The following is a 21,933-nucleotide window of genomic DNA, read 5'->3' on the forward strand; positions in this document are numbered from 1 at the left end:
AAAGGAGTGAGCTTCAGCTCACTCCTTTTTATAATAAATCTGCTGCTAGTTGAGCTAAATTAGATCGCTCCCCTTTTACAAATTTCACATGACCACTAATACGTTGCTCTTTAAATTTCTCTACAACATATGTTAAACCGTTATTATACTCATCCAAATACGGATGATCAATTTGCTGAGGATCTCCCATTAATACGATCTTACTTTTTTCTCCTACCCTCGTTAGTATCGTTTTCACTTCATGCTTCGTTAAATTTTGTGCTTCGTCAATTATAATGAATTGATCTGGAATACTTCTCCCGCGTATATACGTAAGAGCTTCTACTTCTATCGAACCCATTCCAGCTAAAATAGCATCTAACTCTCCTGGTTTTTTCGTATTAAATAAATACTCTAGATTATCAAAAATCGGTTGCATCCACGGTCTTAACTTTTCTTCTTTTTCTCCCGGTAAATAACCGATATCTTTCCCAACTGGAACAATTGGCCGTGCAACGAGTAGTTTTTTATATAACCCTAAATCTTCCGTTTGCATGAGCCCCGAAGCTAAAGCTAGTAATGTCTTTCCTGTACCAGCTTTCCCTGTTAGCGTGACTAGCGGAATATCTTCACGAAGCAACAATTCTAATCCCATAATTTGCTGCACATTTCGTGGTCGTATTCCCCATACTTGTTCATTATGAAAAATAAGTTTCTTTACCTTTTTACCTAAATGATCCACAATACCTAGTGCTGAACTAGATCCACCTAACGCATCTTTCATTACTACAAACTGATTTGGATAAAAAGGATGATTTGCAATTTCGGATAAAGGCAATTCGCCTTTTTCATAAAAATAATCCAATTGTTCTTTTGATATATATCCTTCTAAAAATCCTGAATATATATTTTCCACTTCAATAACCCGATCACTTAAATAATCTTCCGCCTTTAAACCTATTGCATCTGCTTTTACCCTTACGAGCACGTCTTTACTTACTAAAATAACAGACTTCCCGTCCTCTTTTTCTTGTTCTTCTAAAGATAGATTTTTTGCTACAGCTAAAATTCGATTATCATTTGTTTTTTCTACAAAAATATCTTGTAGTTGGACAAACGAACGATGATTTAATTCAATACGAAATGTACCGCCGTTTTCTAGCGGAATACTTTCATGCAGTTTTCCTATTTCACGAAATTTGTCTATTAACTTAGATACATAACGAGCGTTTCGTCCTACTTCATCCATATAACGTTTTTTCGAATCAACCTCTTCTAATACAACTGCTGGAATCACTACTTCATTGGTTTCAAATGAAAAAATAGATAAAGGATCCTGCAAAAGTACATTCGTATCTAACACATAAATTTTATCCAACCTGTTACCCCCTGACTCCACTTTTAAATTTGTAGAACAAGGGTTTCATCCATAAAATATGGACGAACCATTGTTATAATTATATGTACCGTATAAACGAGGTAGAATCGAAATTTATAGCCATTAAACCTTTTATTTATTTTTTATTCATTTCTATTCAATATATTACTTTTAATTATAATTATTAACATAAAATCACAATAAGTAATTACAAAAGTTAATAACTGACTTTCTTATTTATCACATTTATAATTCTTTCATTCCTACTAACACCTGGTTATCGAGCTTTTTAGCTGCACGAAGATCATACGTTTTTTCATATGTTGGTTCAATTGCAAGTTTTGCACCATAAAACATAACATCACGTACTTCTTGTACATTTACTTCTATTACAGTCAATTTTAAAGGAATGCCTTCCATTCTATCAGTCAAAATTTCACCTGCACCACTTATGGAAAATACGGATTCATTCGCCATTATAGTCAATACCACTCCAGTACTATGTCTTATATTTTCCACAATACGTGAACGTTGATCTACTGCAAATCGAATACTAGTTTTACTCACTGCATACACCCAAGAAATAGCACTTACGTTAGGAACTTGTTTTTCAAAATCTGTTGTTGCTACCATAACAATACACTCTTTACGTAACGTTTGTACTAAATCATCCGTTAATGTGGGCTCTACTACATTCGCCATATTTCCACCTCCAAATATACTTCATATATCCTTATCATAACCTATTTTTTGAATTGCGAAAATATTATTTTTTCCCGCTATTATTCAAAAACATTACACTTCCATGATATACTTATACTGATAGAATTCGTATTGAGGTGACGAAATGAGAGTCAAATGTATGATTTGTGATAAAAAAGATATGTTAGATGATGAAAATCCTATGGCAAAAAAACTGCGTAATCGCCCTATTCATACATATATGTGCATGGAATGTTCGGAACGAATTGCTGAACGTACGATGGAACGTCATGCAAGTGGTAATTTTCGATTATATCGTGATAAAAAAGTCGAAGACGATTGGTAAAATATAAATAAGTCCTTTATCAATATGATAAAGGACTTATTTATATTTTTCAGGTTCGCGATTCATTTGATCCAAAAAACAATCAATAGCTTCTAATGGAAACCTTGCAGATTTTCTTTCTCCATTTATTTCATATGTAACTATATACATTTCCTCGTTCTTCTTAACTTCCACATTTCTCAATTTATGTTCTTCATATATCATATTTTGAAATAACAAATACGTTTCTTTTGCAGCACTATCATCCGGACGTGCTTCGGCAACTGTTTTAATTGTTAACCAATTATATAACGCATCTTGTACGGAACGCATAAAGCTTCCCCCCTCATCCTGCTTTTTGTTGTCTTGCTTGACGTAATCTCAACCTATAAATCCCAAGTACAATTGCTGCTACAACAAGCCCCTCTCCAACAGGTAAAAAAACTGCAAAGAAAGTTAACACTGTACACCCAATCGCTAACGATATATATATCACTATATTTTTTATTATAGATAGCTTTCTTGCAAAACCTAAATTATACACAAGTGCACTTAATATAATAATGACGCCATACAGTAACCACATCCCTAGTTCTGGATTTTCATCAACTTTACATAACTTCGCAAAAAACGACATTCTTTCTAACACTATTTATCCCCCTTCCTCATAAATCAAACCATTTTTCTTTATGTACTTAATACAAGAGTAACCTGTGAAAAAAATACTGTCCACAAAAAGAGTAAATATTCTAAAAAATAAACATAAAAAAACAGCTACCTTAATTAAAGGTAGCTGTTTTACTATTTTACGCTTCTACAGATTTCTTTTTCTTAGCAGCTCTTTCACGTTCGCTCTTATCAAGAATCTTTTTACGTAAACGAATGGATTCTGGAGTTACTTCACAGAACTCGTCATCGTTTAAGTACTCTAATGATTCTTCTAAAGTCATTAAGCGTGGTTTTTTCATTGTTGAAGTTTGATCTTTCGTCGCAGAACGAATGTTAGTTTGTTGTTTCATTTTCACAACGTTAACTGTTAAGTCATTCTCACGAGTGTGTTCTCCGACAATCATACCAGCATATACTTCTGTACCTGGTTCAACGAAGATTACACCACGGTCTTCAACTTGCATAATACCGTATTGTGATGCTTTTCCTGTTTCAAGTGAAACTAGAACACCTTGACGACGTCCACCAACTTGTCCAGCGTGTACTGGTTGGTAGCAATCGAATGTATGGTTTAAAATACCGTAACCACGAGTTAATGTTAAGAATTCTGTTGTGTAACCAATTAAACCACGTGCTGGAACCATGAAAGTAAGGCGAACTTGACCGTTTCCGTTATTCACCATATCTAACATTTCACCTTTACGTGCACCCATAGATTCCATAATAGAACCAGTGTATTCTTCAGGTACATCGATTTGTACACGCTCTACAGGCTCACATCTTACGCCATCAACTTCTTTAATAATTACTTCTGGCTTAGATACTTGTAGTTCATAACCTTCACGACGCATGTTTTCAATTAAGATAGATAAATGTAGTTCCCCACGTCCAGATACGATCCATGCATCAGGAGACTCTGTATTATCTACACGTAAACTTACATCTGTTTCTAATTGTGAACGAAGACGCTCTTCAATTTTACGAGATGTAATGTATTTACCTTCACGACCTGCAAATGGACTGTTATTTACAAGGAACGTCATTTGTAGTGTTGGCTCATCAATACGTAATAATGGTAACGCATCTTGATGTTCAACTGGGCATACTGTTTCACCAACGTTAATGTCTTCCATACCAGAAACAGCTACTAAGTCTCCAGCTTTTGCTTCTTCAATTTCTTGACGTTTTAATCCCATGTAACCAAATAATTTTGTTACGCGGAATTGTTTTACGCTTCCGTCTACTTTCATTAAAGCAACTTGTTGTCCAACCTTCATTGTACCGCGGAATACGCGTCCAACTCCAATACGTCCAACATAGTCGTTGTAATCAAGAAGTGCTACTTGGAATTGAAGTGGCTCTTCGCTGTTATCAATTGGTGCAGGAATATGTTCAATAATTGTATCAAATAATGATTTCATATTCTCTTCTTGATTTGCTGGGTTTGAATCTAAGCTTGCTGTTCCGTTCATTGCTGATGCAAATACAACTGGGAACTCTAATTGATCTTCGTTTGCACCAAGTTCGATGAATAAGTCAATTACTTCATCAACTACTTCATCAGGGCGAGCGAAGTCACGGTCAATTTTATTTACAACTACGATTGGAGTTAAGTTTTGCTCAAGAGCTTTCTTTAAAACAAATCGTGTTTGTGGCATACAACCTTCATATGCATCAACAACAAGTAAAACACCATCAACCATTTTCATAATACGTTCTACTTCTCCACCGAAGTCAGCGTGACCTGGTGTATCTAAAATGTTAATTCTTTTATCTTCATAGTGAATCGCAGTATTTTTCGCTAAAATTGTAATACCGCGCTCTCTTTCTAGATCATTTGAATCCATTGCGCGCTCTTCAACGTGTTCGTTCGCACGGAAAGTCCCCGCTTGACGTAATAACTGGTCAACAAGTGTTGTTTTACCATGGTCAACGTGGGCAATAATTGCTATATTACGTAAATCTTGTCGTTTTTTCAACATGTCCAACTCCTAATGTCTTTTTAATCCTTCTCTATTATAAGAGCGAAGGGGATACAATAGCAATTAAAATAAAATCAAGAATGAAAATATAGTTGTATTCTTACTTTTGTGAAAGTAAAATGAGATTGGAGGGTGAAGAAATGGAACACATTCAATATCGCTTTTTATTAACTGCAATTATCGGTGTTATTTTCTTAATCGGTATCGGCATTATGATTGCTGAAAATAGTCCAATCGGTATTATTATTTGCATTATCGGCACATTTGTTACAGTTGGATACGGTTTTGTAACAAAAAGAAAAATGCGTAAATCGCAATAACGTCAAAAAGTAAGAAGCCTGTATACAGCCTCTTACTTTTTTTGTTACTTGGATATAAACGATAACACTTCTTCATACACCCCTGGCTTCGCAACTAATACGCTACTCTTCTCTACGATAGAAAGTGGCGCTCCGGAGAATGTTGTTACCTTGCCTCCAACTTCCTCTACAATTATCTGTCCCCCACCAAAGTCCCATGGTGATAATCTAGGCGTTACATATGCATCGATTCTTCCAGTTGCAACGTATACCATCTCTAATGCTGCACAGCCATATGATCTCGTGCCTCTTGCTTTCTTAACAAGTGCCATCATACTTTCCATATTAAGCAATGGATTGTCGGTAAGCCATATCGCATTTAAAGCTACAATACCTTGCTCTACAGTACCTTTTTGTAATAAAGGTATTGGTACTTCATTACAAAATGCTCCAGCCCCTTTTAACGCATGATATAATTCATCATGAACTGGATCATAAATAAGTCCAATCTTTCCGATACCGTTCTCATAAATTCCAATTGAAATTGCAAAATTTCTTTTTTGGTGAACAAAGTTCATCGTGCCGTCAATTGGATCAATTAACCAAACAACCCCGTCAGAAGAAGTTACCTCGTCTCCATAGCCCTCTTCACCTAAAATATGATGATGTGGGAATGTTTCTTTAATTTTCCCAATTAAAAACTGCTCTATTTCTCGGTCCATATTTGTTACTAAATCAGCTGCATTTGATTTTGTTTCTATAATAAGTGCTTTTTTCATTGATGCCATTAAACGCTCTCCCGCATCCCGAATCCACTGTTTGGCGTGTGCATCGATGTCTTTCCATACTTCTTGCATGTTTAAACACTCCGATCTATACTGTTCACAGAAAAAACGAACCCTTTATAAGGTTCGCACCAACTAATTTTTTATACATATACTATTATTACGCTTCTAAACGAATCATTTCAAGTCTTAACACTTCTAACTTTTGTACACACTCTTCTTTTTTCTGTTTATCATTTTCCATCATCGCATCATATAAAGTCGCTAATTCATAATCTAGCTCCAAACGTAGCACCGGTATTCTCTTTTCAGCATCTGTTCTCTTTAACGCATTAATCACCTGTCTCATATTATTTGCCTCCTCCCAATATTCGTCTGCCCTCGGACTAGAATTGATTCAATTTTCTGATTTTTTGTTTTATACTATACTATGTTGGATAAATCATCTATGCAACAAAATTATATTTTTTTATTTAAATTTTTTTGTGCTGTTTTTTTTATGAATAGTACAAGCTATGCTAAAATAAAAGCAAAATAGGAGTTGGAGGAACAATCATGACACTACAAACATTCAAATCAACTGATTTTGAGGTCTTTACAGTTGATGGTCTCGAAGAACGAATGAGTGCAATTAAAACGAACATTCATCCTAAGCTAGAAGCTTTAGGGGAACAGTTTGCAGCGTATTTATCCAAACAAACTGATGAGAACTTTTTTTATCATGTAGCAAAACACGCACGTCGCAAAGTCAATCCACCAAACGATACTTGGGTTGCTTTTTCAACAAATAAACGCGGATATAAAATGCTACCACATTTCCAAATTGGATTATGGGGTACTCATGCCTTCATATACTTTGGTTTAATCTATGAGTGTCCACAAAAAGTGGAGACGGCTCACGCCTTCTTAGAACATATAAATGATTTAAAAACAAATATTCCAAATGACTTCGTTTGGTCCATTGACCATACTAAACCAAGTGTAAAATTACATAAAACACTTGAAACAAATGATTTACAAAAGATGATTGAACGTCTAGCTACTGTGAAAAAAGCAGAATTATTAGTTGGTATTCATATATCACCAGAGGAGTTTTCAGCAATGACCAACGAACAATTCCTTGCTAAGATTGAATCTACGATGCAATCACTCCTTCCTTTATATGCACTTTGTAATCGATAGTAGAAAACGGACAATTTATATTGTCCGTTTTTAGTTGTTATCACATTATATCACTTCAGTTTTTATTTTTCAAAATATTTTTTACATTTTCACAAGCTTTTCTTCTTCAATTTCTTTAGCCTTCTGAATCGCACGGTATATAGAATATCCACTTACTTCTTGAAACTCTTTATCAATTTTCTTTTCTTCTGCTTTCGATGGAACAATCTCTTTAAAACGACGATATAAACCCATTAATTCTTCTCTTACAATTCCTTTTTCATATGCTTTCTCAATCGCTTCATAAAACTTCACAATTGTAACCATTTCCTCATTTGACCAATCATAATCTAACGGATATTGATATTCCATTTCGCACCTCATTTATCATTTCTTCTTATTTCAATACGCTATCTTAAAGTGATTTTTTCTACTTCACTATAGCCACTTTGCATTATACACTATTTATTCATTTTAATGGAATTGCCTTCCACTAGAAGTTAGTAGGAAGCTACTATTTAACATACTCACCGTAAAAATATTTTTTGCTATACATCTATAATTATTGGTGATATAATGCTTTTGTTTTATAGAAAATAAAGTGAAGCTCCCATCTCAAAAAAGCTTTTGTGAATGGCAGAAAAACAAGTCTCATTCTAAAAAAGAACGTAACTTTTTTAGAACAAGATTATATAAAACAAACTCTAATAAATATTAAAAAAGAAGGGGTGTATAGATTGTCCCAATACGAAACACCATTGTTTACCGCTTTAGTTGAGCACAGTAAGCGAAATCCAATTCAATTCCATATTCCAGGGCATAAAAAAGGACAGGGCATGGATCCTGAATTTCGCGAATTTATTGGGCATAATGCATTAGCAATTGATTTAATTAATATTGCGCCGCTCGATGATTTACATCATCCAAAAGGTATGATTAAAGAAGCACAGGATTTAGCAGCCGCTGCATTTGGTGCGGATCATACTTTCTTTTCTATTCAAGGTACAAGTGGCGCAATTATGACAATGGTGATGAGCGTTTGCGGTCCTGGTGACAAAATACTAGTACCACGAAACGTGCATAAATCAGTAATGTCAGCTATTATTTTCTCAGGTGCAAAACCTATTTTCATGCATCCTGAAATTGATCCAAAACTTGGTATTTCACATGGAATCACAATTCAATCTGTCAAAAAGGCACTTGAAGAGCACTCAGATGCGAAAGGCCTACTTGTTATTAACCCAACATACTTTGGCTTTGCTGCGGACTTAGAACAGATTGTACAATTAGCACATTCTTACGATATCCCTGTACTCGTTGATGAGGCTCATGGTGTTCATATTCATTTTCACGATGAACTGCCGATGTCAGCGATGCAAGCCGGTGCAGATATGGCAGCAACAAGTGTTCACAAATTAGGTGGATCTTTAACGCAAAGTTCTATTCTTAATGTAAAAGAAGGCCTTGTGAACGTAAAACATGTTCAATCTATTATTAGCATGCTTACGACTACATCAACGTCTTACATCTTGTTAGCCTCCCTAGATGTTGCTAGAAAACGTCTTGCTACAGAAGGAACGGCACTCATAGAACAAACAATACAATTAGCGGAACAAGTTCGTGATGCTATAAATGATATCGAACATCTTTACTGTCCAGGGAAAGAAATGCTAGGTACGGATGCTACTTTTAACTATGATCCTACAAAGATAATTGTATCTGTAAAAGATTTAGGTATTACAGGCCATCAGGCTGAAGTATGGCTTAGAGAGCAATATAACATTGAAGTAGAGCTCTCAGATTTATACAACATACTATGTCTTGTCACTTTTGGGGATACAGAAAGTGAGACAAATACACTTATTGCAGCATTACAAGATTTATCAGCAACATTTAAAAATAAAGCTGATAAAGGTGTTCAAGTGCAAGTAGAAATTCCAGAAATACCTGTTTTAGCACTTTCTCCTCGAGATGCTTTTTATTCGGAAACAGAAGTCATCCCATTTGAAAATGCAGCAGGTCGTATTATAGCTGATTTCGTTATGGTTTATCCGCCAGGGATTCCAATCTTTACTCCGGGGGAAATTATTACACAAGATAACTTAGAGTATATTCGTAAAAACTTAGAAGCAGGTTTACCTGTACAAGGTCCTGAAGATATGACATTACAAACATTACGCGTGATTAAAGAGTACAAGCCTATCAGTTGATAGGCTTTTCTTTCACCCTTTTGGCCTTTTCTCATACGATATTATGTAATGTAACGTATAGGTGGGGATACTATTATGATTGTAATAGGCCGTTCTATTGTACATCCTTATATCACAAATGAATATGAGCCATTTGCAAATGAGAAACAACAAATTTTATCTATAATGGCAGGAAATCAAGAAATCTATTCCTTCCGAACATCTGATGAACTCAGCTTTGATCTAAATTTGCGTGTTCATATTATTACTTCTGCATTAGAACTTTTTCAAAGTGGTTTTCAGTTTCGCACATTTCAACAATCTTTTTGTAACCCTCAGTATTGGAAAAGAACATCTCTTGGAGGATTCGAGCTCCTTCCAAACATACCCCCTTCCATTGCCATACAAGATATTTTCAAAAACGGAAAACTATATGGAACTGAATGTGCCACCGCTATGATCATTATTTTTTACAAAGCTTTACTAGCATTATATGAGGAAGAAACCTTCAACCGTCTCTTTGCAAACCTTTTACTTTATACGTGGGACTACGACCAAGATTTAAAGCTCATAACAAAGACGGGTGGCGATCTTGTCCCAGGTGATCTCGTTTACTTTAAAAATCCACAAGTGAACCCAGCTACAATCGAGTGGCAAGGAGAAAATACAATCTATCTAGGAAATTTCTTTTTTTATGGGCATGGCGTAGGTGTAAAAACAAAAGAAGAAATTATATACGCGTTAAATGAGCGACGAGTCCCTTACGCTTTTATTTCCGCTTTCTTAACCGATACTATTACCCGTATCGATAGCCGTCTTATGAGCTACCACGCTTCTCCTAACACACCACAGACATCCATAGGATTTATTCCGATTAGAGATGATGCAATTGTTGCAACAGTTGGCAACACAACTACAGTTTATTAAAAAAAGCACCTACATATGTAGGCGCTTTTTTTATTTAAGCTTTTGAATGTTCTTTATGGTCACAGTCGCAATGAGATCCACATTTCCCGTATAGTACTGTTGATTTTTCATCTTCAAAATGTCCGATTGTTCCTTCACATACTTGGCATACGATTGTTCCCATTTTTCATTTCCCCCTGAGTTTTAATAGTAATCTATTTATTTATCATTAAGCTTTCGCATTATCTCTACTAGCACAGTCACAATTTGTTCCGCATTTTCCGTAAAGCACTGTCGTTTTTTCATCTTCAAAATGTCCGATTGTTCCTTCACATACTTGGCATACGATTGTTCCCATTTTTCATTTCCCCCTAAGTTTATGGTCCTAAAAACTTTCAGCTGTCCATTTCCTATCAATTATTGGGCTTTTGTATGCTCTGTGTGATCACATCCGCAAGATCCAGATTTCCCGTAAAGTACCGTTACTTTCTCATCCTCGAAGTGTGCAATTGTACCTTCACAATCTTGACATACGATTGTTCCCATTTTTCATTTCCCCCTAAGTTTATAATCCCAAAAACTTTTTTGTAACCGCTTAACTTTCTGTCTTTATTTTAATATGTTATACTTTTTACGTCAATAGGTTTTTAGTATAACACATTAAATATTTTTATTTTAAATTAGTATGCGATATTCAAACAAAAAAACAGCCATATTTATACGTACGACTGTTTTACATTATTTATTCTTCATATTCCGCATGCAAAGATATAGATGGAACTAAAAATGAGAAAAACTGAGCTAACTCAGCTGCTTCCTCTTCTGAACCTAATTTGAACACTTCCTGCAAATGTTGAACATTCTCTACATCATCTCGTCCAAGTAAAGTAGACCTTCCTGTTTGCATGCAAACAATAAGTGGCTTTCCAAAAAACATATTTGTATAAATAACACCAAAATCATAACGAGTATCATGTGTCATAAACCCCAAAAATCGTACCTTCACACTTTCATGCTCATCATACAATTTTTCAAACATCGGTTTCCACCTTTCTACATCACCTTTCATTAGTATATTAAACAAAAAAAGGAATACTCCTTTTAATTGTCAAAAAATTCAGTAGGATGTAGAATGAGAGTATTCTACTAAGTTAGGGGGAACTTATATGCAACATGCCTTTATTACGCTTGTACCTAAATCCAATCAACAATCTGTTTCAATAGATGATATAAAACAACTTTTTCATTATTATAAAACAGTTACTTCCAAAACTGGTGTTCAAATTAATTACGCTTATACAAATACCGCTTTTCCGTATGAAATTTTAGATACATCAGCAACAACATTCAAACTACAATCTACGCACGATCGATATGACTCCATTTATGTTGGTGTCGGTATAGAAAAGGAACAAACTTATATTCAAGTTTCTTTACCACCTAATGCAACATTTGGTGATAAAGGAAAAGCAAATGAATTTTGCCGTTTTCTAGCGAAGAAATTAGAAGGAGAGTTGAAATTATTTAATGGAAGAACAATGTATTTCTATAAACGTTAATTTAAAAAATAGAAAATATAATTAAGAAAAGTATGCAATTTGAACACGTAAGGAATAATGCCTGCTTTCTAATTTGCAATACAAAATATGCGATCACATATGCTAAATAAAGAAATACAAAAAATAGAATGACTTTATAATGCAACTTATCACCATTTGACAATGATAATACAACAGAAAAACCACTCCATAATAAAAAATGATAAAATATAACATGTAATATTTTCATGGAACCTTCTCCTTTGACATGCTCTATTTTATTAATATATGGTATTAAGTTTGAATCAATTACATATTACACGAAAGCATATATACGGCTTTTGGATTTATATATGTTTTAACAATTCAATTAAATTATTATATATTCATTCGACAAGTACGTATAAAGACCTTGCAAGCCACTTTTATTATAAAATAAAAAATAGCCCATCTCTTTAAATAAGAGATGGGCTATTTTCATTACTTAAATTATTTTACAATGTGAATTGGCATTCCAAGAGCAACTTCAGCTGCTTCCATTGTGATTTCACCTAATGTTGGGTGAGCGTGGATTGTTTGAGCGATATCTTCTGCTGTCATTCCAGCTTCGATAGCTAAACCAATCTCAGAAATAATATCAGAAGCGCCTGCACCTGCAACTTGAGCACCTACAAGAAGACCATCTTCTTTACGTGTTACAAGTTGTAAGAAACCGTCAGTGCTGTTTAATGATAATGCACGACCGTTAGCAGCGAATGGGAACTTAGATACAGTTACAGTCATTCCAGCTTCTTCAGCTTGTTTCTTAGTGTAACCAACAGATGCTAATTCTGGATCAGTGAAGCATACTGCAGGAATTCCGATGTAATCGATAGCTGACGCATGGCCACTAATTGCTTCTACAGCTACTTTACCTTCGTAAGAAGCTTTGTGAGCTAATGGTGGTCCAGGAACGATATCACCGATTGCATAGATGTTTGGTACATTTGTACGACATTGCTCATCGATTTCGATGATGCCGCGGTCAGTCATTTTAACTCCAACTTGCTCAAGACCGATTTCTTGAGTGTTTGGACGACGACCTACAGTTACTAATACGTAATCTGCTTCTACAGTTTGGATTTCACCTTTAACTTCGAAGCTAACTTTTACGCCAGTTTCTGTTTCTTCAACGCCTTTAGCCATAGCTTTTGTATGGATTGTTACGTTACCTTTTTTCTGTAGAGCACGTTTAACAACAGAGCTCATAGCTTTTTCGAAACCAGCTAAGATTTCGTCGCCAGCTTCTACTACAGTAACTTCTGTACCGAAGTTAGCATATGCAGTACCTAATTCCATACCGATGTAACCGCCGCCGATTACAACAAGTTTTTTAGGAATTTCAGGTAAGCTTAAAGCACCTGTAGAGTTGATAACACGTTTAGAGTATTTGAATCCTGGAATTTCGATTGGTGTAGAACCAGTTGCAAGAACAGCATTTTTAAACGTATAAGTTTGAGCTGCATCTTCAGTCATTACGCGTAATGTGTTAGCATCTACGAAGTAAGCTTCACCGCGAATGATTTCAACTTTGTTACCTTTAAGAAGGCCTTCAACACCGCCAGTTAATTTCTTAACTACGCCGTTTTTCCATTCTTGAACTTTTGTAAAGTCAACTTTTACATTCTCTGCAGTGATACCCATGTCATCAGAATGCATTGCATTCTCATAACGATGACCTGCATTGATTAACGCTTTTGAAGGAATACATCCAACGTTTAAGCATACGCCACCAAGGTTAGCTTTTTCAATGATTGCTACCTTTTGACCTAATTGTGCTGCACGAATTGCCGCAACGTATCCACCAGGACCTGCACCAACAACGACTGTATCTAATTCAATTGGGAAATCTCCTACTACCATTGTTATTACGCCTCCATTACTAATAATTGTGGGTCATTCAATAGACGTTTAATTTGGTTTAATGCTTTTTGAGCAGTTGCACCGTCAATTAAACGATGGTCAAAGCTTAGAGATAATGCTAATACTGGAGCTGCAACGATCTCACCGTTTTTCACAACTGGTTTCTCAGCGATACGGCCGATACCAAGGATTGCTACTTCTGGGTGGTTGATAACTGGAGTGAACCATTGTCCACCTGCAGAACCAATGTTTGTAATTGTGCAAGAAGCGCCTTTCATTTCAGCAGGAGCTAAACGACCTTCACGTGCTTTACCAGCAAGATCATTGATCTCGTTAGAAATTGTGAAGATAGACTTGCGATCTGTATCTTTAACAACTGGTACTAATAGACCTTTGTCTGTATCAGCTGCGATACCGATGTTGAAGTAATGTTTATGAACTACTTCTTGAGAAGCATCATCTAAAGAAGTGTTTAACATTGGATATTCACGTAATGCAGATGTTAAAGCTTTAACAACGTATGGAAGGTAAGTTAATTTAATACCTTTGTCAGCTGCAACAGCTTTGAACTTCTTACGGTGAGCAACAAGTTCAGTTACATCTACTTCATCCATTAATGTTACGTGAGGAGCTGTATGTTTAGAGTTAACCATTGCTTTCGCAATTGCTTTACGGATACCACTCATTTTCTCACGAGTTTCTGGATATTCACCAGCTGGGATTGGTTGTGCTTTTGGTGCTTCTTCTTTCGCTGCTGCTGGAGTAGCTTCTACTGCTGCTGGAGCCTCAGTTGCTGCTACCGCTTGTCCACCATTTGCAAATGCATCGATGTCAGCTTTTACGATACGACCGTTCTTACCAGAACCAGCTACTTTATGAATGTCTACGCCGTTTTCACGAGCATATTTACGAACAGATGGCATAGCGATTACGCGCTCATTTACTACTTCTGCAGTTGCTGCTGGAGTAGCTTCAGCTTTAGGAGCTTCTTCTTTTGCTTCTTCAGCTTTAGGAGCTTCGTCATGATCGTCGCCTTTAAATTTAAGGTTTTCGTATCCAGGAGCATCAAATTTAATTAATGTATCTCCAACTACTGCAACCGTACCTTCTTCTACAAGTACTTCAAGTACTTTACCTTTAACAGGAGAAGGAATTTCTACTACTGCTTTATCATTTTGTACTTCAAGAAGTACGTCGTCTTCGTTTACTTCGTCGCCTGGTTTAATAAACCATTTTACGATTTCACCTTCGTGGATACCTTCACCGATATCTGGTAGTTTAAATTCAAATGCCACGGAATTCAGCCCCCTGATTCATTTCTTTATTATGGAATATGGCAAAAGAAATCAGCATGTGCTGATTTCTTTTGCACATGAATAAGTAAAAATTAGAAGTTCATTACTTTGTTAACAGCTTCAACAATATCTTTGTGGTTTGGTAACCATACGCTCTCAGCTTGAGAGAATGGGAATACTGTATCAGCAGCTGCAACACGTACAACTGGAGCTTCTAAGTTTAAGATTGCACGGTCGTTAATTTCCGCTACAACGTTAGCTGCAATACCAGCTTGTTTTTGAGCTTCTTGAACTACAACTACGCGGCCTGTTTTTTCAACAGAAGCGATGATTGTTTCGATATCTAATGGTTGAACTGTACGTAAGTCAACAACTTCTAAAGAGATACCTTCTTTTTCAAGTTCTTCAGCAGCTTTTAATGCAGCGTGAACCATAGCACCGTAAGCGATAACAGATACATCTGTACCTTCACGTTTGATGTCAGCTTTGCCTAAATCAATTGTGTATTCGCCTTCTGGTACATCTTGACGGAATGAACGGTATAATTTCATATGCTCTAAGTAGATAACTGGATCGTTGTCACGAATCGCAGAGATTAAAAGACCTTTTGCATCGTATGGAGTAGATGGAATAACAACTTTTAGACCAGGTTGTTGAGCCACTAAACCTTCTAAGCTATCAGCATGTAGTTCAGGAGTATGAACACCACCACCGAATGGAGAACGAACTGTTACTGGAGCAGTCCAACGTCCACCAGAACGGTAACGCATACGAGCTAATTGACCAGAAATTGAATCCATTACTTCATAAACGAAACCGAAGAATTGGATTTCTGGAACTGGACGGAATCCTTCAAGTGCAAGTCCAACTGCAAGTCCACCAATACCAGACTCTGCAAGTGGAGTATCCATTACACGGTCTTCACCGAATTCAGCTTGTAAACCTTCAGTAGCACGGAATACACCGCCGTTTACACCAACGTCTTCACCAAACACAAGTACGTTAGGGTCATTTTTCATTTCAACGCGTAAAGCATCAGTGATTGCTTGAATCATTGTCATTTGAGCCATGGCTTACTTCGACTCCTTTTCTTTGTAAATTTCATATTGTTCAGCTAAGTTGTAAGGCATTTTTTCGTACATGATTTCCATTAAATCAGTAACTTTTTGTTTTGGAGCTTGGTCAGCCTTAGCAATTGCTTGTTTGATATCTTCTTTTGCTTCTTCGATTACTTTCTCTTCAACTTCTTGAGACCATAGGCCTTTGTTTTCTAAGAATGCACGGAAGCGTACGATTGGATCTTTTTGTTCCCATTCGTTCTCGATATCTTTTGTACGGTAACGAGTTGGGTCATCACCAGCCATTGTATGTGGACCGTAACGGAATGTTAAAGTCTCGATTAAAGTAGGACCTTCGCCATTTACTGCACGCTCACGAGCGAAAGCAGTTGCTGCGTATACAGCTAATGGATCCATACCGTCTACTTGAATTCCGTAAATACCTGCTGCTACTGCTTTTTGTGCTACAGTTTTAGCTGCAGATTGCTTTTCTACTGGAGTAGAGATTGCATAACGGTTGTTTTGTACAACGAAGATTGCTGGAGCTTTGAATGCGCCCGCAAAGTTCATACCTTCGTAGAAGTCACCTTGTGAAGCACCACCGTCACCAGTGTAAGTAATTGCAACAGATTTTTTACCACGTAATTTCATACCTAACGCAACACCAGCAGTTTGGATGATTTGCGCACCGATGATGATTTGTGGAGCAAGTGCATTTACGTTCTCAGGCATTTGGTTACCCATGAAATGTCCACGAGAGAATAAGAATGCTTGGTATAATGGTAAACCGTGCCATACTAATTGTGGCACATCACGATATCCTGGTAAGATGAAATCTTCTGCTTCAAGTGCGAAATGACTTGCTAATTGAGAAGCCTCTTGTCCAGCTGTTGGTGCGTAGAAACCTAAACGTCCTTGACGGTTTAAAGAAATAGAACGTTGATCTAGTACGCGAGTATACACCATACGGCGCATTAATTCTTTTAATTGATCATCAGATAATTCAGGCATAGCTGCTTCATTCACAACTTCGCCTTTTTCATTTAAAATTTGTAATGTTTCAAATTGAGCTGCGATAGCTTTCATTTGCTCATCAACATTAAATAGGGTCTTTTTTGTTTTAGTACCCATTCCGTTCACCTCTTCCTCTCTTGAACCATATTCTGAAACGCTTTCACTATCTATTAGCTAGATGGAAACCGCAACAATGTAAACCAACAAATTTATTTGTCGGTTGAGAATAATTTTGTGTACCTAACAATCTGTACTAATGTTTTTTCAGAAACATATTAATACAATCTTGATCACGTTTTTTAGTTTACAACTATTCTAATTACGATGTCAATTACTTTGAATACGTTTTTTTATAAATAATCTGCAGGTTTCTCCTACACAAACGTGTTTTTATTTTTCACATCTGTATTAGTAAGCATTAACCTACTGTTATATTATTCCCTTTTTAACTTGTTTTTTCTCTTAGAATAATATGTAAACGATTTAATTCCCTTTAGTTTTTCTCTCTTCTTAGCAAAAATATACAAACTCTTCTTCCTTTTATAGGTAATTACCCATACATTTCTACTCTTCCCTCCATACATTATAGTAACCGCAGTATTAGCGGGAAATGATAAAGGAGGTCATCTCATGTACGGATATTCATATTGCTATCCAACTTGTTCATATCCTTCCTACGGTTATGGCGGTTCTTGTGGTGGGTCTGGACGCGGCTTCGCCTTAATCGTTGTGTTGTTTATTCTTTTAATTATCGTTGGTGCTGCTTGCATTCGCTAATGTAAAATGAAACAACTATGGAAAGAAAGAGACGGCTCTGCCGTCTCTTTCTTTTTATTCCTACATAACCGATCTATCTTCCCCTTACTTGCCGATGACTTTTTCCATCTCCTTTGGTAGACTAAAAGGGAAAGGAGAGATTACATATGCTTACAATGAAAGATGTAATTCGCGAAGGAGATCCTATTTTGCGAAACGTTGCAGAAGAGGTAGTACTACCAGCGAGCGAAGAAGATACAAATACTCTTAAAGAAATGATTGAATTTGTAATAAATAGCCAAGATCCTGAAATGGCTGAAAAATATAGTTTACGCCCTGGAATCGGATTAGCGGCTCCGCAAATCGGTATTTCAAAAAGAATGATTGCGGTTCATGTAACAGATACGGACGGTACGTTATATAGTCATGCATTATTCAATCCAAAAATCATTAGCCATTCTGTTGAACGTACATATTTACAAAGTGGTGAAGGCTGTCTATCAGTAGACCGTGAAGTACCTGGTTATGTCCCTCGTTATACAAGAATTACAGTGAAAGCAACTTCTATTAACGGCGAAGAAGTGAAATTACGTTTAAAAGGGTTACCAGCAATTGTATTTCAACATGAAATTGACCATTTAAATGGTGTTATGTTCTATGACCACATTAATAAAGAAAATCCATTTACCGCTCCTGACGATTCAAAACCTCTGGAGCGATAGTAAAAAAGGCGGAATACACTCTTCCGCCTTTTTACTATATGAAATAGATTCCATATTCACTTATAGCAATCCAGCCCATTTTAAACCGTGATATATACCGTCTTCACTAACATCCTTTGTCACATGATTCGCAAGTTTTTTCAAGTCTTCATGACCATTCCCCATCACAATACCTGTCCCAACTGCTTCAATCATTTCTAAATCATTTAAGCCATCCCCAAATGCATACACTTGTTCACGGTTAAATCCTAATTTTTCAATAAATTTCTCAATCCCTTTTGCCTTAGAACCACCATTTGGAATAATATCCATTGAATACGCATGCCAGCGAATAAAATGAAAGTCTGGGTATTGATTTATAAACTTTTCTTCTTCATTTACTTCACAGAAAAGAAGTGTTTGATAAATATTACGCTTCTCATAAAAATCAGGTTCATATGCCGGATGCTCAAAATGTAAACTGCCAAACCCTTCTTTCACATAATCATGATATTCCACTGATGCTCTCATTTCTTGATGATCAAGATATACAAGCGGATATCCTTCTTGTTTTGCAAACTGAGTAAACTTATGTAGAGCAGCTGGATGTAATGGGTTATTAAATACTACCTCATCTTCAAATACAACGTACTGTCCATTAAAGCTAACATAATTGTGGATATTCAGTTCCTTACGAATATCTTCAAACATAAATGGTGCACGTCCTGTCGCAATTGCTACATGCACGCCTTTTTCTTGTAACTGTCTTACTGCATCTCGTGTAGATTGCGGAATCTTCTTATCATGATCTAATAATGTTCCATCAATATCAAAAAAGACAATTTTATCATTCATTTGTCAAAATCCTTTCTGTTACTCTATATTCCTATTTTGATTATCGCTTTTCAAATGCTAAAAAAAAGTATAACATATTAAACATCTGTGAAGAAAGCGTTCACTTTCTGACCTTATTTATAAAACCTGCATATATATATTAGTAAAAAATGTGGATACTTGTTCGTATGAATTTTCTTTTCTATTCTTTCTCATACTATATCTATAACTAACGGCTACTAATCGTTACTATAGAATAACTTTCTCTGTATGAGAAAAGACAAGATTCAACATTCACTTTTGTCCTCTTTCTTATATCAGAGACGGCGTTTTCACTAGTAATATGCATGTTTAAAATAAGGAAAGGAAGGAGTAATCATGCTGAAGAAGCTGAAGAAAAAGCTGAAGCGTTATTTAAAAGATCTAGTCCGTAAAAAGACGATCGCTTAAATTGTGCCCATTTCGGGCTTTTTCTTCATTCTCATTCGAAAAAACATGAAAATCGTGACTGTTTGCTTTATAATAAGTAACAGATAATGCAAAACATAGACAAGGAGAGGTTTTCCAAATGATTTTTAAAGTATTTTATCAAGAAAAAATGACTGAGGTTCCAGTACGTGAAAATACAAAAGTTTTATATTTAGAGGCTACGTCTGAAAAGGATGTTCGTACAAAATTAAATAAGTTCGCATATAATATCGAATTCGTTCAGTCTGTGACTGGCAATCATCTTGAATATGAAAAAGAAAACGCTGATTTAACATTAGCGGAAATCGTATAGTCATATGAAATTTCTAAAGAATGATCAAGCAGCCGTTTTTGCTTTAGGTGGTCTTGGTGAAATCGGTAAAAATACATATGCTGTTCAATTTCAAGATGAAATTATTATAATTGACGCTGGAATTAAGTTTCCAGAAGACGAACTCCTCGGAATCGATTATGTAATACCAGATTACACTTATTTTGTGCGAAACGAAGATAAAATTAAAGGGTTATTCATTACACATGGTCACGAAGATCATATCGGTGGAATTCCTTACTTATTACGTCAAGTGAACATTCCGATTTATGGCGGAAAATTAGCAATTGCACTAATCAAAAACAAATTAGAAGAGCACGGATTACTTCGTAAAGCAAAGCTTTATGAAATTCAAGAAGATGATGTTATTAAATTTAAAAAGACATCTGTTTCCTTCTTCCGTACAACTCACAGTATCCCAGATTCATACGGAGTTGTTGTGAAAACACCTCAAGGACAAGTGGTTCATACTGGAGATTTCAAATTTGACTTCACACCGGTTGGTGAACCAGCGGACTTAACAAAAATGGCTGAAATCGGAAAAGACGGTGTACTTTGTCTCTTATCTGACAGTACAAACAGTGAGGTTCCAAACTTTACAATGTCTGAGCGCCGTGTTGGTGATAGTATTCAAGATATTTTCCGCAAAGTAGAAGGTCGTATTATCTTCGCAACCTTTGCATCAAATATCCATCGCTTGCAACAAGTCGTTGAAGCGGCTGTTGAAAACAATCGTAAAGTGGCTGTATTTGGCCGAAGTATGGAGGCAGCGATTGAAATCGGACAAAACCTCGGTTATATTCGCTGTCCGAAAGATACATTTATAGATGCATCTCAATTAAATCGTCTACCGGCTAATAAAGTTGTTATTTTATGTACAGGTAGTCAAGGAGAGCCAATGGCAGCACTTTCACGTATTGCTAATGGTACCCATCGTCAAATTCAAATTATTCCTGGCGACACAGTTGTGTTCTCTTCTTCACCAATCCCTGGTAATACAGTTAGTGTAAGCCGTACAATTAATATGTTGTACCGTGCTGGTGCTGATGTAATCCACGGAAAACTGTCAAACATTCATACGAGTGGACACGGTGGACAAGAAGAACAAAAACTAATGCTTCGTCTAATTAAACCGAAGTATTTCATGCCAATTCATGGTGAATATCGTATGCAACGTATGCATATGAAATTAGCAAATGATTGTGGTATTCCAGAAGAAAACTGTTTCATTATGGATAATGGTGATGTTCTTGCCTTACGTTCAGATGAAGCAAGTGTAGCTGGTAAAATACCATCTGGATCTGTTTATATTGACGGAAATGGTATTGGAGATATCGGTAATATCGTATTACGCGATCGTCGTATCCTTTCTGAAGAAGGACTTGTTATTGTCGTTGTAAGCATTGATATGAAAGAATTTAAAGTTGCAGCAGGGCCTGATATTATCTCACGTGGTTTCGTTTATATGCGCGAAAGTAGTGATTTAATTAATGATGCTCAAACATTAATTACAACTCATTTAGAAAAAGTAATGGAACGTAAAACAACGCAATGGTCTGAAATTAAAAATGAAATTACAGATACATTAGCACCATTCCTATATGAGAAAACGAAACGTCGCCCAATGATTTTACCAATCATTATGGAGATATAAGAAAAAA

The 21,933-nt window shown here is 36.0% G+C and carries 28 protein-coding genes; 10 read left to right on the forward strand and 18 right to left on the reverse strand.

Annotated features, from left to right (window positions below):
- Window positions 1-28: 28 nt before the first annotated feature.
- Together PDQ68_RS06635 and PDQ68_RS06640 are read right to left on the reverse strand one after the other, a co-directional pair.
- Window positions 29-1,357: a PhoH family protein gene (locus tag PDQ68_RS06635; protein ID WP_000358083.1), complete on the reverse strand. Its 1,329-nt coding sequence runs from the start codon at window positions 1,355-1,357 to the stop codon at window positions 29-31.
- A gap of 246 nt (window positions 1,358-1,603) precedes the next feature.
- Window positions 1,604-2,059, reverse strand: coding sequence for a pyridoxamine 5'-phosphate oxidase family protein (locus PDQ68_RS06640; RefSeq protein ID WP_016718389.1), 456 nt, complete (start codon window positions 2,057-2,059; stop codon window positions 1,604-1,606).
- A 145-nt stretch (window positions 2,060-2,204) separates the two neighbouring features.
- Between PDQ68_RS06640 and PDQ68_RS06645 the strand changes: the two genes are divergently transcribed.
- A complete protein-coding gene (locus PDQ68_RS06645; RefSeq protein WP_001995040.1) occupies window positions 2,205-2,405 on the forward strand; it encodes a YlaI family protein in 201 nt (66 codons plus the stop codon).
- Window positions 2,406-2,441: 36 nt separating this feature from the next.
- Here the strand turns inward: PDQ68_RS06645 and PDQ68_RS06650 are convergent, their stop codons facing one another.
- From PDQ68_RS06650 to typA, 3 genes are all read right to left on the reverse strand, one after another.
- Complete coding sequence (locus PDQ68_RS06650; protein ID WP_061183950.1) at window positions 2,442-2,717, reverse strand: hypothetical protein; 276 nt, start codon at window positions 2,715-2,717, stop codon at window positions 2,442-2,444.
- 13 nt (window positions 2,718-2,730) lie between these two features.
- Window positions 2,731-3,033 (reverse strand): YlaH-like family protein, encoded by a 303-nt coding sequence (locus PDQ68_RS06655; RefSeq protein WP_000893666.1) that lies wholly within the window; start codon window positions 3,031-3,033, stop codon window positions 2,731-2,733.
- Between the two features lie 157 nt (window positions 3,034-3,190).
- Window positions 3,191-5,035: a translational GTPase TypA gene (gene typA, locus PDQ68_RS06660; protein WP_000914763.1), complete on the reverse strand. Its 1,845-nt coding sequence runs from the start codon at window positions 5,033-5,035 to the stop codon at window positions 3,191-3,193.
- 140 nt (window positions 5,036-5,175) lie between these two features.
- Between typA and PDQ68_RS06665 the strand changes: the two genes are divergently transcribed.
- Window positions 5,176-5,355, forward strand: a complete 180-nt coding sequence (locus PDQ68_RS06665) for a DUF5325 family protein (protein WP_000400127.1) — start codon at window positions 5,176-5,178, stop codon at window positions 5,353-5,355.
- 44 nt (window positions 5,356-5,399) lie between these two features.
- Here PDQ68_RS06665 and PDQ68_RS06670 read toward each other — a convergent pair whose 3' ends face one another.
- On the reverse strand, window positions 5,400-6,191 hold the full coding sequence (locus PDQ68_RS06670) for an inositol monophosphatase family protein (protein ID WP_001158698.1): 792 nt from the start codon (window positions 6,189-6,191) through the stop codon (window positions 5,400-5,402).
- An 88-nt stretch (window positions 6,192-6,279) separates the two neighbouring features.
- Window positions 6,280-6,468: a hypothetical protein gene (locus tag PDQ68_RS06675; RefSeq protein ID WP_001250168.1), complete on the reverse strand. Its 189-nt coding sequence runs from the start codon at window positions 6,466-6,468 to the stop codon at window positions 6,280-6,282.
- A 206-nt stretch (window positions 6,469-6,674) separates the two neighbouring features.
- On the opposite strand from PDQ68_RS06675, the gene PDQ68_RS06680 reads away from it, so the two are divergent.
- Window positions 6,675-7,301 (forward strand): YktB family protein, encoded by a 627-nt coding sequence (locus tag PDQ68_RS06680; RefSeq protein ID WP_000175082.1) that lies wholly within the window; start codon window positions 6,675-6,677, stop codon window positions 7,299-7,301.
- 81 nt (window positions 7,302-7,382) lie between these two features.
- Here PDQ68_RS06680 and PDQ68_RS06685 read toward each other — a convergent pair whose 3' ends face one another.
- Window positions 7,383-7,652: a UPF0223 family protein gene (locus PDQ68_RS06685; protein WP_000456556.1), complete on the reverse strand. Its 270-nt coding sequence runs from the start codon at window positions 7,650-7,652 to the stop codon at window positions 7,383-7,385.
- 365 nt (window positions 7,653-8,017) lie between these two features.
- Between PDQ68_RS06685 and speA the strand changes: the two genes are divergently transcribed.
- Together speA and PDQ68_RS06695 are read left to right on the forward strand one after the other, a co-directional pair.
- A complete protein-coding gene (speA, locus tag PDQ68_RS06690) occupies window positions 8,018-9,490 on the forward strand; it encodes an arginine decarboxylase (RefSeq protein ID WP_000084887.1) in 1,473 nt (490 codons plus the stop codon).
- Window positions 9,491-9,565: 75 nt separating this feature from the next.
- Entirely contained in the window at window positions 9,566-10,396 is an 831-nt protein-coding gene (locus PDQ68_RS06695) for a protein-glutamine gamma-glutamyltransferase (protein WP_061183948.1), read from the forward strand.
- A gap of 34 nt (window positions 10,397-10,430) precedes the next feature.
- Here PDQ68_RS06695 and PDQ68_RS06700 read toward each other — a convergent pair whose 3' ends face one another.
- The 4 genes from PDQ68_RS06700 to PDQ68_RS06715 all read right to left on the reverse strand — a co-directional run bounded on the left by PDQ68_RS06700 (window position 10,431) and on the right by PDQ68_RS06715 (window position 11,414).
- Window positions 10,431-10,559, reverse strand: a complete 129-nt coding sequence (locus tag PDQ68_RS06700) for a GapA-binding peptide SR1P (RefSeq protein ID WP_000536793.1) — start codon at window positions 10,557-10,559, stop codon at window positions 10,431-10,433.
- A gap of 45 nt (window positions 10,560-10,604) precedes the next feature.
- A complete protein-coding gene (locus tag PDQ68_RS06705) occupies window positions 10,605-10,733 on the reverse strand; it encodes a GapA-binding peptide SR1P (RefSeq protein WP_000536805.1) in 129 nt (42 codons plus the stop codon).
- Between the two features lie 59 nt (window positions 10,734-10,792).
- The gene (locus tag PDQ68_RS06710; RefSeq protein ID WP_061183947.1) at window positions 10,793-10,921 is read right to left on the reverse strand and encodes a GapA-binding peptide SR1P; all 129 of its coding nucleotides are present in this window, start codon (window positions 10,919-10,921) and stop codon (window positions 10,793-10,795) included.
- A gap of 196 nt (window positions 10,922-11,117) precedes the next feature.
- A complete protein-coding gene (locus PDQ68_RS06715; RefSeq protein WP_061183981.1) occupies window positions 11,118-11,414 on the reverse strand; it encodes a DUF3055 domain-containing protein in 297 nt (98 codons plus the stop codon).
- Window positions 11,415-11,541: 127 nt separating this feature from the next.
- On the opposite strand from PDQ68_RS06715, the gene PDQ68_RS06720 reads away from it, so the two are divergent.
- Entirely contained in the window at window positions 11,542-11,934 is a 393-nt protein-coding gene (locus PDQ68_RS06720; RefSeq protein WP_001163309.1) for a DUF1885 family protein, read from the forward strand.
- Window position 11,935: 1 nt separating this feature from the next.
- Here PDQ68_RS06720 and PDQ68_RS06725 read toward each other — a convergent pair whose 3' ends face one another.
- From PDQ68_RS06725 to pdhA, 5 genes are all read right to left on the reverse strand, one after another.
- The gene (locus PDQ68_RS06725) at window positions 11,936-12,163 is read right to left on the reverse strand and encodes a hypothetical protein (protein ID WP_000697468.1); all 228 of its coding nucleotides are present in this window, start codon (window positions 12,161-12,163) and stop codon (window positions 11,936-11,938) included.
- Window positions 12,164-12,402: 239 nt separating this feature from the next.
- A complete protein-coding gene (gene lpdA / locus PDQ68_RS06730; RefSeq protein WP_000260111.1) occupies window positions 12,403-13,815 on the reverse strand; it encodes a dihydrolipoyl dehydrogenase in 1,413 nt (470 codons plus the stop codon).
- Window positions 13,816-13,820: 5 nt separating this feature from the next.
- Entirely contained in the window at window positions 13,821-15,110 is a 1,290-nt protein-coding gene (gene pdhC / locus PDQ68_RS06735) for a pyruvate dehydrogenase complex dihydrolipoyllysine-residue acetyltransferase (protein WP_000863427.1), read from the reverse strand.
- Window positions 15,111-15,202: 92 nt separating this feature from the next.
- Entirely contained in the window at window positions 15,203-16,180 is a 978-nt protein-coding gene (gene pdhB / locus PDQ68_RS06740; RefSeq protein WP_000068166.1) for a pyruvate dehydrogenase complex E1 component subunit beta, read from the reverse strand.
- Window positions 16,181-16,183: 3 nt separating this feature from the next.
- The gene (gene pdhA, locus PDQ68_RS06745) at window positions 16,184-17,299 is read right to left on the reverse strand and encodes a pyruvate dehydrogenase E1 component subunit alpha (protein WP_000536893.1); all 1,116 of its coding nucleotides are present in this window, start codon (window positions 17,297-17,299) and stop codon (window positions 16,184-16,186) included.
- Between the two features lie 513 nt (window positions 17,300-17,812).
- Here pdhA and PDQ68_RS06750 point away from each other — a divergent pair.
- Window positions 17,813-17,959, forward strand: a complete 147-nt coding sequence (locus tag PDQ68_RS06750) for a YjcZ family sporulation protein (protein WP_000274562.1) — start codon at window positions 17,813-17,815, stop codon at window positions 17,957-17,959.
- 146 nt (window positions 17,960-18,105) lie between these two features.
- Window positions 18,106-18,660 (forward strand): peptide deformylase, encoded by a 555-nt coding sequence (gene def / locus PDQ68_RS06755; RefSeq protein ID WP_061183946.1) that lies wholly within the window; start codon window positions 18,106-18,108, stop codon window positions 18,658-18,660.
- Between the two features lie 60 nt (window positions 18,661-18,720).
- On the opposite strand, the gene PDQ68_RS06760 is transcribed toward def, so the two are convergent.
- Window positions 18,721-19,494, reverse strand: coding sequence for a Cof-type HAD-IIB family hydrolase (locus tag PDQ68_RS06760; RefSeq protein WP_000998288.1), 774 nt, complete (start codon window positions 19,492-19,494; stop codon window positions 18,721-18,723).
- A gap of 547 nt (window positions 19,495-20,041) precedes the next feature.
- Here PDQ68_RS06760 and PDQ68_RS06765 point away from each other — a divergent pair.
- Entirely contained in the window at window positions 20,042-20,254 is a 213-nt protein-coding gene (locus PDQ68_RS06765) for a DNA-dependent RNA polymerase subunit epsilon (RefSeq protein ID WP_000576444.1), read from the forward strand.
- A 4-nt stretch (window positions 20,255-20,258) separates the two neighbouring features.
- Window positions 20,259-21,926, forward strand: coding sequence for a ribonuclease J1 (gene rnjA / locus PDQ68_RS06770; RefSeq protein WP_000670369.1), 1,668 nt, complete (start codon window positions 20,259-20,261; stop codon window positions 21,924-21,926).
- Window positions 21,927-21,933: the final 7 nt, after the last annotated feature.

This window comes from Bacillus cereus group sp. Bc010, from assembly GCF_027716745.1.
Lineage (GTDB): Bacteria > Bacillota > Bacilli > Bacillales > Bacillaceae_G > Bacillus_A > Bacillus_A pacificus.